We start from the raw sequence: 16283 nt of genomic DNA on the forward strand, positions 1-16283 counted from the left end.
CATGAGTTCAATTATTAAATATTCTATTGTTGTTCCTGTCTACAACGAAGAAGAAGTGATTCATGAAACCTACCGCCGTCTAACAGAAGTGATGCGTTCAACGAAAGAAGCTTACGAGCTTCTTTTCGTGAACGACGGCAGTAGAGACCGAACAGCAGAAATCATTAAAGAGTACAGTGAGCAAGACCCAGCGGTTGTTTTATTAGATTTTGCCCGTAACTTTGGTCATCAAATTGCTATTACAGCTGGTATGGATTATGCAAGAGGAGAAGCGGTTGTTGTGATTGATGCTGATTTGCAAGACCCGCCCGAATTGATTTTAGAGATGATTGAAAAATGGGAGCAAGGGTTTGACGTTGTATACGCTAAGCGTACAAAGCGAAAAGGAGAAACATATTTTAAAAAACAAACGGCTGCTATGTTTTATCGTTTCTTACGTGCGATGACCGATATTGATATTCCGCTCGATACTGGGGATTTTCGTTTGCTGGATCGTAAAGTATGCAATCAAATGAATAGCATTCAAGAAAAAAATCGCTTTGTTCGCGGATTAGTAAGCTGGGTGGGCTTTAAGCAAATAGCAGTAGAATATGAGCGAGACGAGCGTTTGGCTGGGGAGTCCAAATATCCTTTGAAAAAGATGTTGAAGCTTTCAATGGATGGTATTACATCCTTTTCATATAAACCATTAAAGCTAGCTAGCTATGCTGGTGTAACGCTATCTGGTATTGGTTTTATTTATCTTTTAGTAGTACTGTATTTGAAGTTGTTTACAGAAAGCACCATCACAGGATGGTCGTCATTAATTGTCATTCAGCTATTCTTTAGCGGCATCATTTTAATCATTCTTGGTATGATCGGAGAATATATTGGACGCATCTACGATGAAACAAAAAATCGTCCGCTTTATATCGTCCGTGAAAAATATCAGTTTGAAACACGCAAGGAAGTATCTCTCCGTGACTAACAAATGGCTACCTTTGATTAAATTTGCGATAGTAGGAGTTGTGAATACACTGATTGATTTTGTAGTATACGCACTTTTAACAACAATCGGTGTTAACTACATACTAGCGCAGTGGATTTCATACAGCGCGGGGATTTTAAACAGTTATGTCATGAATCGTAAGTGGACGTTTAAGAAAAAAGAAAAAAGCAGTAAGCGTGAAGTGATTTCATTCGTGGTCGTGAATTTAATCACTTTATCCCTAACATCTTTTCTGTTGACTGTTCTATATAATGAATGGGGTATACCGCTATTAATCAGTAAACTTTTGATCACAATCGTAAGTGTCGGTATCAATTTTATTGGTACTAAATTATTTGTATTTACTACTAAAAAAGAAAGAGGGATTCATATATGACGATAAAAAAAGCAGTTATTCCAGTAGGCGGTTTAGGAACTCGATTTTTACCGGCGACAAAAGCACAGCCGAAAGAAATGCTGCCAATTGTTGATAAGCCTGCTGTACAATATATTGTAGAAGAAGCTGTGAAATCAGGTATTGAAAGTATTATTTTTATTACAGGCCGAAATAAAAAATCAATTGAAGACCATTTTGATAAATCAATTGAATTAGAGCAAATGCTTGAAGAAAAGCACAAGTACGAAATGTTAAAAGAAGTACAAACGATTTCATCAATGGCCAGCATTCACTATATTCGTCAAAAAGAGCCGTTAGGACTTGGTCATGCTATTCTTTGCGCCGAGCAGTTTATTGGAGATGAGCCGTTTGCCGTTCTTCTTGGAGACGATATTATGACTTCTGAAGAACCTGCCCTTAAACAGATGATCCAAGCGTATGAAACGACTAATCAATCAGTTATCGGAGTTCAAAAAGTGGATGTTGAAGAGGTATCGAAATACGGCATCATTCAGCCAAAAAATAAATCCGGCAGCCTTCATGAAGTGAATGACTTGGTTGAAAAACCATCGATAGAACAAGCTCCGTCAACTATTGCCGTTATGGGCCGCTACATTTTAAACCCTTCTATTTTTTCTTATCTAAAAACGATTGAAAGAGGGGTAGGAAATGAATTACAATTAACAGATGCACTGCGTGTAGTATGTGAAAAAGAGAGGCTGTTTGCTCTTGAACTGGAAGGGAAACGCTTTGACATTGGAGATAAGGTAGGCTATATGAAAGCAATGGTAGAAGTGGCGTTAAAGCGTAAAGATTTACGTCAAACGTTTTTATCGTATTTGGAAGGAATTGTAGAAAAAGAACGAGCAAACAACTTCAGCTAATAAGAGTTAATCAGTTTGTTCATATTCAGTTCATATTTGAAGTATAAAATCATTGTATGATCTTATGTGGCTCTCTGTTTACTATAAACAGAGAGCTTACTGTGCGTAAAAGCTGGACAAACTTAGGGATAGGGAGAGACATGTATGATTCAAATATTAGTTGCAGATGATGATCAACATATTCGAGAGCTGATATCATTATATTTGGAAAATCAAGGATTTAAAATTATAAAAGCAGCAGATGGTGAAGAAGCGTGGGCGAAAATGGAAGAGTTTCGAATTGATCTAGCGGTCGTTGATATCATGATGCCATTTAAAGACGGATGGGAACTAACAAAGGAAATTAAGGAGTATTTTGATATACCGGTTTTGATGGTAACAGCTAGAGGCGAATCGCATGATAAACTAAAAGGATTTGATATCGGAACAGACGACTATGTCGTCAAGCCTTTTGATCCTCAGGAAATGGTTGCTCGTGTAAAGGCGCTTTTACGCAGGTACCGAGTAGAAGCCAACAATATAATCTATATGGGAAATATAAAATTAGACCGTACCAAATTAGAGATGAGTGCAGGAGAAACAAGCGAACAGCTTCCGCTAAAAGAGTTTGAATTACTGTTCACGTTAGTTAGTTCTCCAGGAAAGATTTTTACTCGTGATCAGCTTATTCAATTAATTTGGGGATATGATTATGAAGGCGATGAGCGCACGGTAGACGTTCACATAAAACGTCTGCGAGAGAGGCTTAATCATATGAAAAACGTCGGTATGGAAATCAAAACAATTCGCGGACTAGGCTATAGAGCAGAAGGGTGTTAACGTGAAATCAATTTATGTAAAGCTGGTTCTGTCATTCATCATTACGATTTTATTGAGCGTTGTGATTACCGTTGTCGTCACGACATTTCTTAGCAAGCAGAAGCTCGAAATGCGATTAGGTCAGGATATGGTGAAGATGGGAGAAGATTTTATCGATTTGTACGGAGCAGAAGACTCCGACAAAGCTGCAAGGTTTTTATCTAATTCATCATTCATTCATTTTTCGTTTATTATTATTGATGATCAGCATAAAGAAAAGGTATTAGGACAGCCAGGGCCGCCTATTCCAATTACATCGAAAGAAGTAGATCAAGTATTAGACGGGAAGCATTATTCTAATTTAAATGAGGAAAAAGGTGATCGTCCACAGCCAAACGTAGTGGGTCTTCCTTTTCAAGAAAATGGACGGTCGTATGCTCTATTTATTCAGTCTCATCCACAGCGGCAGTTTTCAGTTATTCAAGATGTTCAAAATATCCAGCTTATTACGATTTTATTAGTAGGTATTGTATTATTTGCATATGTTTCAACGATTATTATTAAACCGATTAAGCGTCTCAGTACGGCGATAAAAGTTGTCGGACAAGGCGAATACAATGTGCAAGTCGAGCACGCAGCGAATGATGAAATCGGCCTGTTAACTAAAAACTTTAATCAAATGACTAAAGAATTAAACAAAATAGAAACCATGAGGCAAGAGTTCATTGCTAGCGTTTCGCATGAAATTCAATCACCGCTGACCTCTATTCGCGGTTTTTCAGCGGCACTTAAAGACGATATCGTCAGTGAAGATAAAAAGATACAATATTTAACGATTATTGAAAAAGAAAGTACAAGACTTTCTCAGCTTAGTTCCAATTTGCTAAAGCTTGCTTCTCTTGACTCTGAACATCAAACGCTAATGCTGCAGCAATACCGGTTAGATGAACAAATCAGGCATGTGGTCATGGCTTTAGAACCTCAGTGGATAAAAAAGAACATAGAAATTGACCTTGATTTATCCAATGTTCAAATAGAAGCAGATAAAGATTTGTTAGAGCAAGTTTGGCTAAATTTAGTAACAAATGCTATTAAATATACGCCTGAACATGGATTTGTGACAATATCCATTTCTCTAAAAGACGAAAAAATAGAAGTGAAAGTAAAAGATAATGGAATTGGTATTGCCGAAGAAGATCAAAAATATATTTTTGAAAGCTTTTATAAAGTAGATAAATCCAGAACGTTAAAAGGAAGCGGGCTTGGTCTAGCTATTACCAAAAAAATTGTTCGACTGCATGAGGGATCCATACATGTAGAAAGCAAAAGTGATCAAGGAAGCACCTTTACTGTAACATTACCTATCCAAAAAAATAGGAATAAAAAAGACTCATCTGTGTAAATTCATACAGATGAGTTTTTTATAGATATAAAAAAATTTAATAATATCTATTTATTTTTTTAATCCCTACTTGACATATAGGTAAAGTGTAAATAATATAGATAGTATAAATCTTTTGAAAAAATTGGGATGCTAAAGAAGCTGATCGGTCAACCGAAGGCTCATACTTGTTCGCTACTAGTGTGGGCCTTTTCTGTACATTGGTTGTGGTCATTAAAATCTCAATCTTCAACTGAACATATGGGGAGGATTACCATGTATTTATCTTCTGCACATTATACAAGTACTTATAGATGTTGTTCGCCTTGTTTATTCAACTGCAACTAAAATATAAATTTATCTATGAATAGGAGAATGATAAAATGGCTTCAATTACACAAGAAAAATTAGATTATATTGTTAAATTACTAACTGAAATCAACTATGGATCTGTACTAATTACTCTTCACGACGGACAAATTACTCAAGTAGACAGCACGGAAAAAAACCGTTTTTTAGCTAAAAGCAAAGTAGCAAGCCACAAATAAGCCTATTTAAATACGTATTTAGAGAAACTGAAGGGCCGGCCTAGATAGCGAAGGCTTGACGGCGGGGCAAGCAAGTACTGTACTAAATATAGAAAACGTGCGTATTCGAAGAAGAATTGACTTTCTTTCCGGTCAAAGATTTAGAATTTTTCGAATTAAAATTGAGTTATAGGTTGTATGAGTATGACGATGAGAAGTGTAAAGCTGCTAAAGCAGCTTTATACTTTTTAAAATGATGAAGATCTGACAGTTTCATTCCTGTGCTGATCGGATTACCGAAGGCTTCTGACCTGTGTTAGGAGTCTTTTTTTATTCTTAAATTAATATAATAGGAGGAGAAAAGATGGAAAATTTATTACGAGCAGCGGTGCGGCAAAGAAAACAATACCTTATTGAAGAGTTACTGAAAAAAGGGATTTATAAAAAAGAAAATCATCATCTTTTTGAACTCACACTCTCTGACTTAGAAAAAGAGTATCAGGCACGCAGTAAGTAAGGAAAATACGCAAAAAGAACTAAAATAAGTGTAAAAAAGACTAAAAACCTAGTTGACTAATAGGTGAAGTGTGTTTATTATAAAAACAAGAATAAATTGTCTTTTCAGAAAGTATTTTCTTTTTATTCTTACTAATAAATTTAATAAGAATAATTTAAGAGCATATACGCTGATCAGACTAACTGAAGGCTGCTTCTCTTTTCAAAGAGATAGCGGCCTTTTTGTATTTTTTTATAAAAAGGGGAGTAAAACATGAAGAAAAAAGCGGTTCAGTTTTTAATGGTGCTGACAGCACTGCTCGTGGTGCTAGCAGGTTGCGGCAATGGAAAATCTACTGAAACAGCAGGGAAAGATAGTTCTGCGAGTAAAAACGATTCAAAAAAACCGGTAGAACTTTTAAACGTTTCCTATGATCCTACACGTGAGCTTTATCAGGAGTTCAATAAGAGCTTTGCGTCTTATTGGAAAGATAAAACAGGGCAAGACGTCACGATACAGCAATCACACGGTGGCTCTGGTAAGCAAGGCCGAGCAGTTATTGACGGTTTAGAAGCGGATGTAGTAACGCTGGCGCTTGCTTACGATATTGATGAAATCGCTCAAACTCGCCAATTATTAAACAAAGACTGGGAAAAAGAATTGGCTCATAATTCTACACCATACACTTCAACGATTGTTTTTTTAGTTCGTAAAGGAAATCCAAAAGGAATTAAAGATTGGGGTGATTTAACAAAAAAAGGTACCTCTGTTATTACGCCAAATCCAAAAACTTCTGGAGGCGCACGCTGGAATTATTTAGCGGCTTGGGCATACGCGAAGGATAAATATAACGGCGATAACAAAAAGATTGAAGACTTCATGAGTAAGCTTTATGGAAATGTCGAAGTGTTAGACTCAGGTGCACGCGGAGCTACAACTACCTTTGTAGAGCGAGGCATTGGAGACGTGTTAATTGCATGGGAAAATGAAGCTTACTTATCGTTAAATGAGCTAGGGAAAGATAAATTTGAAATTGTAACACCGTCATTAAGTATTTTAGCGGAGCCGCCTGTTGCTATAGTAGATAAAGTAGCTGAAAAGAAAGGCACGACAAAGGTCGCAAAAGCATACTTAAAATACCTATATACAGAAAAAGGTCAGGAAATCGCAGCAGAAAACTACTATCGCCCTCGAAATGAAAAAGTATTAGAGAAACACAAAGATCAATTTCCTTCTCTTAACCTAGTCACCATTAAGGATTTTGGTGGATGGAAAAAAGCTCAAGAAACGCATTTTAATGATGGGGGAACATTCGATCAGATTTATCAGCCAAAATAATATGATTCATTAAAAAAAGTAGAACGAGGAAGATACGAATGGTGATTCGTATCTTCTGTGTACATTTATCTTGAAAGCAGAGAGAGAGGTGTAAGACGTGAGCGTGTTACAACGACAGAAGAAAAAGAAAAGCATCTTACCTGGATTTGGGCTTTCTTTAGGTTTTACAATGTTTTATGCAAGCATCCTTGTTCTTTTTCCGTTAGCTATGATTTTTTTAAATACGGCATCTATGGGATGGAGCGACTTTATTAAAACTGTTACAGACCCTAGAGTAGTAGCATCATATAAATTAAGTTTTGGAGCAGCATTTGCAGCCGGCATCGTTAATGTTATTTTTGGAACCATTATTGCGTGGGTGTTAGTGAGGTATCATTTTCCTGGAAAGAGGTTTATTGACGGACTTGTGGATTTGCCGTTTGCCTTGCCAACGGCTGTTGCCGGCATTGCCTTGACCACTCTTTACGTTCCGAAAGGATGGATTGGTCAATTATTTACGTTTAAAATCGCATTTACGCCTATCGGAATTATTATCGCTCTGACGTTTATTGGTCTGCCGTTTGTTGTCCGAATGGTACAGCCAGTATTGCAAAACTTTAATGCAGAGATTGAAGAAGCATCTGCTAGTTTAGGAGCCAGCCGAATGCAAACGTTCAGAAAAGTTATTTTTCCAGAGCTGTTGCCTGCTATTTTAACAGGCTTTTCTCTTTCATTCGCAAGAGCGCTTGGAGAATACGGGTCCGTTGTTTTTATTGCTGGAAATATGCCGATGAAAACTGAAATTACGCCGCTTATTATCATGACAAAACTCGAGCAGTACGATTATGCGGGAGCTACTGCTATTGCATCAGTCATGCTCGTTGTATCATTTTTTCTGTTATTACTTATTAATATTATTCAATGGTGGACAAATCGTAAATTTGTACATAGTTAAGGAGGGATGGCATTGGCAGGACATGTTCCAATGCAGCATGCAAAAACGAATGTGGAACTTAATCATTCTAGTTTAAAAGAGCCCAAAGTCGTCCGATGGCTGCTTACATTTATTGCGCTGGCTTTTTTAGCTCTATTCTTAGTGCTTCCGCTCATCACCATTTTTATGACAGCCTTTCAAAAAGGGTTGGAAACGTATCTAGCTGCAATTACAAATCCGGATGCTTTAGCTGCTATTAAACTAACGTTAGTTGTTGTGCTGATTACCGTTCCTTTAAATGCCGTTTTTGGCGTGGTAGCTGCATGGTTAATTACGAAGTTTGATTTTAAAGGAAAGAATATTTTAATTACGCTTATTGATTTACCGTTTGCCGTTTCGCCTGTTATTGCTGGATTGGTTTTTATTTTATTATTTGGTGCACAAGGGTTATTCGGAGAATGGCTGTTTAATCAAGATATTAAAATTGTCTTTGCTATTCCCGGTATTATATTAGCTACCCTTTTTGTAACGCTTCCGTTTGTTGCCAAGGAACTAATTCCACTCATGCAAGCTCAAGGGTCAGCCGAAGAAGAGGCATCGTTAACGTTAGGAGCCAGCGGTTTCAAAACTTTTTTTCTAGTGACATTACCTAATATTAAATGGGGCTTATTATATGGCATTATTTTATGTAATGCGCGTGCAATTGGGGAGTTTGGAGCTGTTTCCGTTGTGTCTGGGCACATTCGAGGAATGACTAATACGATGCCTCTTCATATTGAAATTCTCTACAATGAATATCAATTTGCAGCAGCGTTTGCGGTAGCATCTTTAATGTCAGTTTTAGCTATATTCACATTAATTGTAAAAAATATTATTGAGTGGAAAGCCAAACATATTTAAAAAGGAAGGAGCTTATGAGATGAGTATCCATATTAAGCACGTATCAAAAAACTTTGGTGATTTTAAAGCGCTGGATTCTATTAACATTGATATTCAAACGGGTGAATTAGTAGCTTTACTTGGTCCGTCCGGTTCTGGAAAAACATCTTTGCTTCGCATCATTGCCGGTCTTGAACACCTTGATCAAGGAGCTATTTTATTTGATGGAAAGGAAATTACGCACGTAAATCCAAAGGAGCGAAATGTAGGGTTTGTTTTTCAACACTATGCTTTGTTCAGACATATGACTGTATTTGATAACGTTGCGTATGGTTTAAAAGTACGACCTAAAAAAACAAGACCTTCTAAAGCGGACATTAACAAGAAAGTAGCCGAGCTGCTGCAGCTTGTGAAACTAGAGCCGCTTGCAAATCGCTATCCCTCTCAATTATCCGGCGGACAGCGGCAGCGAGTGGCGCTTGCTCGAGCGTTAGCAGTGGAACCAAAAGTACTGCTATTAGATGAACCTTTTGGCGCTTTGGATGCAAAAGTTCGTAAGGATTTGCGCAGATGGCTGCGTAAATTGCATAATGACTTTCATATTACGAGTATATTCGTTACGCATGATCAAGAAGAAGCTTTAGATGTGGCCGATCGTATTGTTGTGATGAACAACGGGAAAATTGAGCAGATTGGAAGTCCTGAGGAAGTATATGATCATCCTAACAGTCCATTCGTGTACGATTTTTTAGGGAACGTCAATTTATTTAAGGGACGAATTCATAAAGGCAGGCTAAAACAAGGAAGCTTTGAAATGGATGTTCCAGAATTTAGCGGAAGAAATGAAGAGGCAGCTGTTGGATATGTGCGACCTCATGATATTCACCTTGAAAAAGTAAAAACAAGCGCAGATGCTGTTTCTGCAACCGTTAGCCATATTCATGTGATAGGACCTATCGTGCAAATTGAATTAAAAAGAGAAGATGCAGAAGAATTTTTAGAAGCTGAATTAAGCAAAGAGCATTATAAAACACTTAGCCTTCAAGTAGGAGAGCAGGTGTATGTAAAGCCTAAGCAGCTAAAAGTATTTATTCCAGAAGATTATTCTATTTGATAAAAAGCGTGAAGGGTACGCCTTTGCGCTTTTTATCTGCTAATAAATTAGTACCAGATATTAAAAGTAGGTGTTATAATTAAGTATCAACTGATTTGAGGTGGAGAAATGATGCAATCAAAAGCTAGAATCACAGGAATGGGGATATATACACCAAAGCAAAAAATAACGAACGACCATTTAAAAGAAATGGTTGATACAAGTGACGAATGGATTGTACAGCGCACGGGAATGAAAGAACGACGAATTGCTGGTGAAGGCGAATACACGTCTACGCTTGCCATTCGAGCAGTTGAAAATTTGCTCAACCGATATGCTGTAGAAATAGAAGATGTAGATGCAATTATTGTTTCGACAACAACGCCGGATCACTTTTTTCCTAGCGTAGCATGTCAGGTTCAAGATTACTTTCATATTAATCAAGCTGCTGCATTTGATTTAAGTGCCGCATGCGCCGGTTTTACATATGGACTTCACATGGCGAACGGCTTAGTGACGTCGGGATTGCATAAAAAAATTTTAGTTATTGGTGCGGAAGTCATGTCAAAAATTACAGATTATACGGACCGGGCAACATGCGTACTGTTTGGTGATGGAGCGGGAGCGATGCTTGTAGAGTACGACGAGTGTAATCCAAGTTTCTTAGGATGTCATTATGGAACGGATGGGAGCGGAGGTATAAATTTATACCGTTCCAATTTATCTGACACTCTTTTAGGGAAAGAAATTAACTCCAGTGGAAATTTAGTTCAAAACGGACGTGAAGTATATCGTTTTGCTGTCCGAACGATTCCAAAAGGAGTAGAAGCATTGTTAAAGGGTACTTCCATTTCTCTTTCTGATGTAAATTGGTTTATTCCGCACAGTGCAAACCTTCGGATGATTGAAGCTATTTGTGCTAAAACAGGTGTTTCAATGGATAAAACGTTAACGAGTGTGCAATACTGCGGAAATACATCTTCAGCTTCTATTCCGCTTGCTTTAAACGAAGGAATAATGACAGGAAAAGTACAGGATAATGACCTCCTTATTCTCTATGGGTTTGGGGGAGGATTAACGCACTGCGGCTTGTTAATTAAATGGACGTGTAAAGAAAAAAGCTAAAAGGCATCGCCTTTTAGCTTTTTTGTCTTTTACTGTTAACAAGAGTTCGATAAAATGGAAAAAGAAGTAAAGGAGGGCGTATATGAATCATGTTTTATACATTGAAGACAATGAAGAAATTGGGTTAATGATTCAAAAAGAGCTTAAAAAGCAAAACTATGAAGTTACTTGGTTACAATCGGGAGATAGCGCCAGCCAGTTTATTAAACAAGCGGATATTGTCATTCTAGATGTAATGCTTCCCGGCTTAGATGGATTTACAGTGGGAAAAAAGCTTAAAAAGTTAGCGCCTGATGTCCCTGTTTTAATGCTTTCAGCTCGTACAGCTCTAGAAGATAAGATTATTGGGCTAGAGTTTGCCGATGACTATGTCACAAAGCCGTTTCATCCAGAAGAACTGCTCGCAAGGCTCGAAGTATTGTTAAGAAGGTTTTCAAGAAAGAAAGAAGAACTTATTTTAAAACATTTGCATATTTCGATGATAGACTATCGTGTAATGAACAGAGAGACAAGTGAAGAAATTAGTTTAACAGGTAAGCAATTTCATATTTTTACGTATTTCCTTCAGCATTTAAATCAAATTTTAACAAAAGAACAAATTTATGAAGGAGTATGGAAAGAGCGTTATATCGAAGGAGATAAAACCTTAATGGTACATATTCGCTATTTGCGAGAGAAGCTTGAGAAAAATGCGGCTAAGCCTGAAATTATTGAAACAATACGTGGGATTGGCTACAGGGTCAAGCAATGAACGTTGCACAGTCTCTTGTTACGAAGTATATCTTATTTATGATTGTAGCTGTATTGATTATACCGTTATCATTTTTTGCGGGCTCATGGCTGATCACTGTTCCTTTTATGCGTATTCAAGGATTATTAGATGAAGAGTATAAAGGAAAAAGCTACTACGAACAAATGTGGAATCAAGAAGCCAAAAAGCTAGAAGGAGCAAATGAGGAAACAATCAACCAAAAGCTAAAATTATTAAAAAGAAAATATCCGGAAGCTTCAATGTTTTGGGTGAACGCTGCTGGACAAACACAGCTTCCGATTCCTTATCATGAATCCCTTCCGAAGCAATGGTCATCGTCTTATACGGCTGAATTTATAAAAAAACGATACGGAAACGATCCGTATACGGTTATTACCTTTATTGGAACAGATAAAAAGCAAGGTTTTATGGTCATTGAAGTGCCAGAAAAAGCCGTTGAGCCTCCTATTCAGAAACTAGATCCAGCCTACTATAATATTTATTTAGGGTTTGTTTTTATCATTGTGCTTTCTTTTATTGTGCTTTCTCTATTCTTTTTTCTTCGAATTCGAAAAAGGCTGCGAACGTTACAGGCTGCTATGAACAACAAAGACGAACAAGGAATTCCTTTACCTGTTGTACCTGGTTCCACAGATGAGATTGGACAGCTAGAACAATCATTTAATCAAATGATTAAACAGCTTCATGAAAGTCGAAACCGAGAGCAGCAAGAAGAACAGCTGCGGCAAGACTTAATTATGAGTCTATCGCATGACTTACGAACACCGCTCACGACCGTTCGGACTCATATTTATCAGCTGAAAAATGAAGAAGTAACGTTGAATGTTCAACAGTCTCTTGAAGTAATTGATGCTAAAGTAGAATTTGTTAGTAATTTAATAGATAATTTATTTTCCTATACGCTGCTGTTAAATGGAAAATATCCGTATCAAGAAGAGGAAATTGATATGACTCGATTTCTTAGAAAAAGCATTGCGCAGTGGTATCCACTATTTGAAGAAGAGAATATGGAAGTGGATATTCAACTTCCACCTCAGTCTCTATACTGGTACGGAGACGTGCAGTGGTTAGAAAGAATAATAGATAACTTATGTCAAAACGTAATTCGTCATGCTAAAGAAGGTCGTTTTATTGGTTTTCGCCTTGTTCAAGAACATAGTTCATCTTCTCTTATCATTTCTGATAAAGGGTCAGGCTTTAAAAAGAATAGTGAGACCAAACAAAACGGTGTAGGTTTAGCGGTTGTGGATGTAATGATTAAAGAAATGGAGTTAACGTGGTCAATTCATTCAACAAAGCATGGAACGGATATTCAAATTGTGTATGAAGCGAGTGATTAATTCACTCGCTTTTTTAAACGAATTTTAACCTTTCTTTTCCTTCCTCTTAACTTTCTCTGTTTATAGTAATAGAGAGGTGATAAAAGTGGAAATTGTTAAAACGACTCAGGTGACAAAAGTATTTAAAGGAGTAGAAGCTGTAAGCGGAGTGAATCTTTCCATTAAAGAAGGAGACATCTATGGTTTTTTAGGACCAAACGGAGCAGGGAAGACAACAACGATTCGAATGCTTCTTGGTCTAATGAAGCCAACGAGCGGTGAAATTGAGCTGTTTGGAGAAAGAATAATAAATCATAGGCAGCATATTCGAGCCTTAAAAAAGATAGGTTCACTTGTAGAGAGCCCTTCTTATTATGCACATTTAACTGCAAGAGAAAATCTAGAGGTACTTCGCAAGATACTGGGCGTATCTAGAAATAGAGTGGATGAAGTACTAGATATTGTAAAGTTAACAAAAGAAGCAAATCGTCCAGTTAAAGGATTTTCTCTTGGGATGAAACAGCGTCTTGGCATTGCTTCAGCACTTCTAGGAAACCCTCGCTTATTAATCTTAGATGAACCAACTAATGGACTAGATCCTGCAGGGATTCAAGAAATTCGCTCATTAATTAAAGAAATGCCAAGGGAAAATGGCGTTACCGTTTTAATTTCAAGTCATTTACTTTATGAAATTGACCACTTAGCGACTCAAGTGGGCATTATTACAAAAGGAAAGATGCTATTTAATGGCTCAATTGAATCGCTTCGCAAAAAGGCCAAACATCAAGTGGCATTTACAATAGGGGAAATAGAAAAGGCAAAAACAATACTATTAACAAACGGATTTGTACCTACTGTCAATAAAAACAGTCTCCTTTTAGATTATATTGATCATGAGCGAGTGGCACATCTTGTTTATCAACTCGTGCGAGAAAATGTCTCTATCTATCGCGTCGAAGAAAAAACAAAGTCACTAGAAGATATCTTTTTAAAGCTGACGAACGAGGAGAATGAACATGTTCATAAAAATACTGCAGGCTGAGTGTATGAAATTAAAAAGAAAATGGCTCTGGTTTTTATTATTTTTAGGTCCAGCAGGTGTAGTAGGCTTAACACTGGTAGATTACAGCGTTCGATATGAATATTTAATTCAACAAAATCCAAATGTGTGGGAAGGTCTTTTTCATGAAATAAACATTACGCTTCCTACAGCTTTTTTACTGGGAGGAACAATTCTTGCTTCAAATATAGCGCATGTTGAATATCACAGAAGCTCCTGGAAGCAGCTGCTGAGCTTACCAGTAAGCCGCCTAAGTGTTTATACGGCAAAATTTATAGTAGTTATGGCTATGTTACTCATCGCTTCTGCTTTTCTATTGATTGGTATAATCGGGCTAGGGTGGTGGTTGGGATTTGGTCTTCCCCCTTCTTGGAAAACTCTTTTTGTTTATAACTTCTATCCGTTCTTTTCAGCCATCCCGTTTGTAGCTATTCAAATATGGTTGTCCATGCTTTTCAAAAATCAAAGCCGTTCTCTTGCACTAGGTATTATGATGAGTGTGACAATGAGTGGTATGGGAGAGTTGCCAAGCTGGTTTATTTGGCAATGGCCGATGCTAGTATTTTCTGATTACCGGAATACGTATATGATAACAGGTGCAATTATTGGTATTTTCTTATATGGTGCAGGCGCCTTTCACTTTATCAGAAAGGATGTGGCGTAAATGTTGTGGCAATTATGTAAGGTAGAATGGTTTAAATTGTTGAAAACAAAAGCCTGGATATATCTTTTTATTAGTCCAATTCTTATCGCTGCTATCCTTTTTGTGGGAGACCCGGCGCTGCCAAATGGGAAAATGAAATGGCTTATGGCAAGTGCTTTCATTGCCAATGTTCACGGCTTATTGCTTTTTCCGTTAATTGGCGGTTTAGTAACTTCATTCGTTTGTCGATACGAACACGAAGCAGGAGGGTGGAAACAATTATTATCTCTTCCTGTGACAAGGACAGCAGTATACGGAGCAAAATTGATCACAGCAGCGGCTTTTATGGGAATTCTTCAAGTGCTTGTATTTGTTGTTTTATTAGGGGTTAGCATGTTGAAAGACTATCCGAGTACTATTCCATTAAAAATGATAGCTGGAAATATGCTAGGCGGCTGGATTGCAGTGTTGCCAATTCTTGCATTTATGTTAGCTGTGTCGATGGCACTTTCTAGCTTTGGAGCATCTTTAACAGTTAACGTCATTTTAACACTACCGAATTTATTCGTTGTTAATTCTGAAAGATTTGGTCCCTGGTACCCATGGACTCAGCCGATGTATGGAATGTTAGGTGTAACGGGAAGGGAGTCATGGGATTTGATGCTGACTACACAGACTTTCTTAGTGGTTATCATAAGCAGCTTTCTTCTTTTTGTAGCAGCAGGTTCACTGTATTTTCACCGCAAACATATATAATAGAAAAAACCCGCTTTTTTACAGCGGGTTTTTAGCTGGCTTTTGGAATAGTAAAACCTACTCCAAAGACGTCGCGCACATCGTGGACAACCACAAAGGCTTGTTCGTCGACTTTATGGATAATACGCTTTAACTCTAGCAGTTCTTGTTTGTTCACAACCACGTACAATACGTCTTTTGCTTCTTTTGTATAGCTTCCATGAGCAGAAAAGACAGTGACGCCGCGCTGCATCTTTTTATTGACTTGTTCGGCTACTTCAGCTGAACGGTGTGAAATAATGGTGATTGCTTTGCGAGGGTTGAGTCCTTCAATAATATAATCAAGCACTTTTGTTCCGATGTAAAGAGAAATAACCGTATACATCGTCTTTTCTCCACCGATGACAAAATAAGCGCTTGCTACAACTAATAAATCAATTGCTAGCATCGTTTTGCTAATATTCCAGTCTAGATATTGATTAGCTAAGCGCGCAATGACTGCAGAGCCGCCGGAAGTTCCGCCTCCTCTAAACACAAGTCCCAGTCCTACTCCGGCTAAAATTCCAGCAAAAATAGCCCCCAGTAACGTATCGTCAAGAGGATTTCCCAGTCCTTCAGTTATATGTAGGAATAGAGACGTGAAAACAATACATATAATTGTGTAAGCAATAACACGTTTGTGAAGTAATTTGTATCCAATCAGTACCAGCAAACCGTTTAATATAAAGTTTGTGATACCCGGAGACCAGCCTAGTACATAATAAGTAATCATTGTTACACCGGTTACACCGCCTTCAGCTAATTCATTTGGAATAGCAAAGTAATTAATGGCCAGTGCAAAAATAAGGCTACCCAGAACAATGAGGCTAATTTCTTTTATTTTATTAATCATGAACGTTACCTCCAATCATCAAAAACTCCGAAAACACAATCATGACAATGTATTATACCAACTC

Annotated in this window: 18 protein-coding genes; 17 read left to right on the top strand and 1 reads right to left on the bottom strand. The window is 37.5% G+C overall.

All coding sequences use genetic code 11. The features are described 5' to 3' along the window. The first annotated feature begins 1 nt into the window (after position 1). The 17 genes from U9R83_RS10360 to U9R83_RS10440 all read left to right on the top strand — a co-directional run bounded on the left by U9R83_RS10360 (position 2) and on the right by U9R83_RS10440 (position 15348). Positions 2-967, top strand: coding sequence for a glycosyltransferase family 2 protein (locus U9R83_RS10360; protein ID WP_042992145.1), 966 nt, complete (start codon positions 2-4; stop codon positions 965-967). After that, a complete protein-coding gene (locus U9R83_RS10365) occupies positions 960-1364 on the top strand; it encodes a GtrA family protein (protein ID WP_014460337.1) in 405 nt (134 codons plus the stop codon). The genes U9R83_RS10360 and U9R83_RS10365 overlap by 8 nt, the downstream gene beginning before the upstream one ends. Then, positions 1361-2248, top strand: a complete 888-nt coding sequence (gene galU / locus U9R83_RS10370; protein ID WP_115653738.1) for a UTP--glucose-1-phosphate uridylyltransferase GalU — start codon at positions 1361-1363, stop codon at positions 2246-2248. Before U9R83_RS10365 ends, galU begins: the two co-directional genes overlap by 4 nt. Positions 2249-2392: 144 nt before the next feature. Then, a complete protein-coding gene (locus U9R83_RS10375) occupies positions 2393-3067 on the top strand; it encodes a response regulator transcription factor (RefSeq protein WP_014460335.1) in 675 nt (224 codons plus the stop codon). A gap of 1 nt (position 3068) precedes the next feature. Beyond that, positions 3069-4448, top strand: coding sequence for a sensor histidine kinase (locus tag U9R83_RS10380; RefSeq protein WP_014460334.1), 1380 nt, complete (start codon positions 3069-3071; stop codon positions 4446-4448). Positions 4449-4810: 362 nt separating this feature from the next. Then, complete coding sequence (locus U9R83_RS10385) at positions 4811-4975, top strand: YezD family protein (protein ID WP_013056824.1); 165 nt, start codon at positions 4811-4813, stop codon at positions 4973-4975. Between the two features lie 343 nt (positions 4976-5318). Next, a complete protein-coding gene (locus tag U9R83_RS10390) occupies positions 5319-5471 on the top strand; it encodes a Fur-regulated basic protein FbpA (protein ID WP_013056825.1) in 153 nt (50 codons plus the stop codon). 252 nt (positions 5472-5723) lie between these two features. Next, the gene (locus U9R83_RS10395; RefSeq protein ID WP_226701210.1) at positions 5724-6788 is read left to right on the top strand and encodes a sulfate ABC transporter substrate-binding protein; all 1065 of its coding nucleotides are present in this window, start codon (positions 5724-5726) and stop codon (positions 6786-6788) included. A 97-nt stretch (positions 6789-6885) separates the two neighbouring features. Continuing rightward, on the top strand, positions 6886-7722 hold the full coding sequence (cysT, locus tag U9R83_RS10400; RefSeq protein WP_182420656.1) for a sulfate ABC transporter permease subunit CysT: 837 nt from the start codon (positions 6886-6888) through the stop codon (positions 7720-7722). Between the two features lie 12 nt (positions 7723-7734). Continuing rightward, positions 7735-8601, top strand: a complete 867-nt coding sequence (cysW, locus tag U9R83_RS10405) for a sulfate ABC transporter permease subunit CysW (protein ID WP_014460330.1) — start codon at positions 7735-7737, stop codon at positions 8599-8601. A 19-nt stretch (positions 8602-8620) separates the two neighbouring features. Beyond that, positions 8621-9694, top strand: a complete 1074-nt coding sequence (locus U9R83_RS10410; protein WP_182420655.1) for a sulfate/molybdate ABC transporter ATP-binding protein — start codon at positions 8621-8623, stop codon at positions 9692-9694. A gap of 108 nt (positions 9695-9802) precedes the next feature. Further along, positions 9803-10798, top strand: a complete 996-nt coding sequence (locus tag U9R83_RS10415) for a ketoacyl-ACP synthase III (RefSeq protein WP_243549201.1) — start codon at positions 9803-9805, stop codon at positions 10796-10798. A gap of 82 nt (positions 10799-10880) precedes the next feature. Continuing rightward, positions 10881-11549, top strand: a complete 669-nt coding sequence (locus U9R83_RS10420; RefSeq protein ID WP_014460327.1) for a response regulator transcription factor — start codon at positions 10881-10883, stop codon at positions 11547-11549. Then, on the top strand, positions 11546-12910 hold the full coding sequence (locus U9R83_RS10425; RefSeq protein WP_014460326.1) for a HAMP domain-containing sensor histidine kinase: 1365 nt from the start codon (positions 11546-11548) through the stop codon (positions 12908-12910). The genes U9R83_RS10420 and U9R83_RS10425 overlap by 4 nt, the downstream gene beginning before the upstream one ends. An 85-nt stretch (positions 12911-12995) precedes the next feature. Continuing rightward, positions 12996-13931 carry an ATP-binding cassette domain-containing protein gene (locus U9R83_RS10430; RefSeq protein ID WP_424461053.1) on the top strand — a complete coding sequence of 312 codons (936 nt, stop codon included), beginning with the start codon at positions 12996-12998 and terminating at the stop codon, positions 13929-13931. Continuing rightward, entirely contained in the window at positions 13906-14613 is a 708-nt protein-coding gene (locus tag U9R83_RS10435; protein WP_014460324.1) for an ABC transporter permease, read from the top strand. Before U9R83_RS10430 ends, U9R83_RS10435 begins: the two co-directional genes overlap by 26 nt. Beyond that, positions 14614-15348, top strand: a complete 735-nt coding sequence (locus U9R83_RS10440; protein ID WP_014460323.1) for an ABC transporter permease — start codon at positions 14614-14616, stop codon at positions 15346-15348. It abuts the gene before it with no gap. Between the two features lie 31 nt (positions 15349-15379). Here the strand turns inward: U9R83_RS10440 and U9R83_RS10445 are convergent, their stop codons facing one another. Further along, positions 15380-16219 (bottom strand): YitT family protein, encoded by an 840-nt coding sequence (locus U9R83_RS10445; RefSeq protein ID WP_014460322.1) that lies wholly within the window; start codon positions 16217-16219, stop codon positions 15380-15382. Between the last annotated feature and the right edge of the window lie 64 nt (positions 16220-16283).

The sequence above is a fragment of the Priestia sp. LL-8 genome (assembly GCF_036227845.1).
In the GTDB taxonomy this organism is placed as follows: Bacteria; Bacillota; Bacilli; order Bacillales; family Bacillaceae_H; genus Priestia; species Priestia zanthoxyli.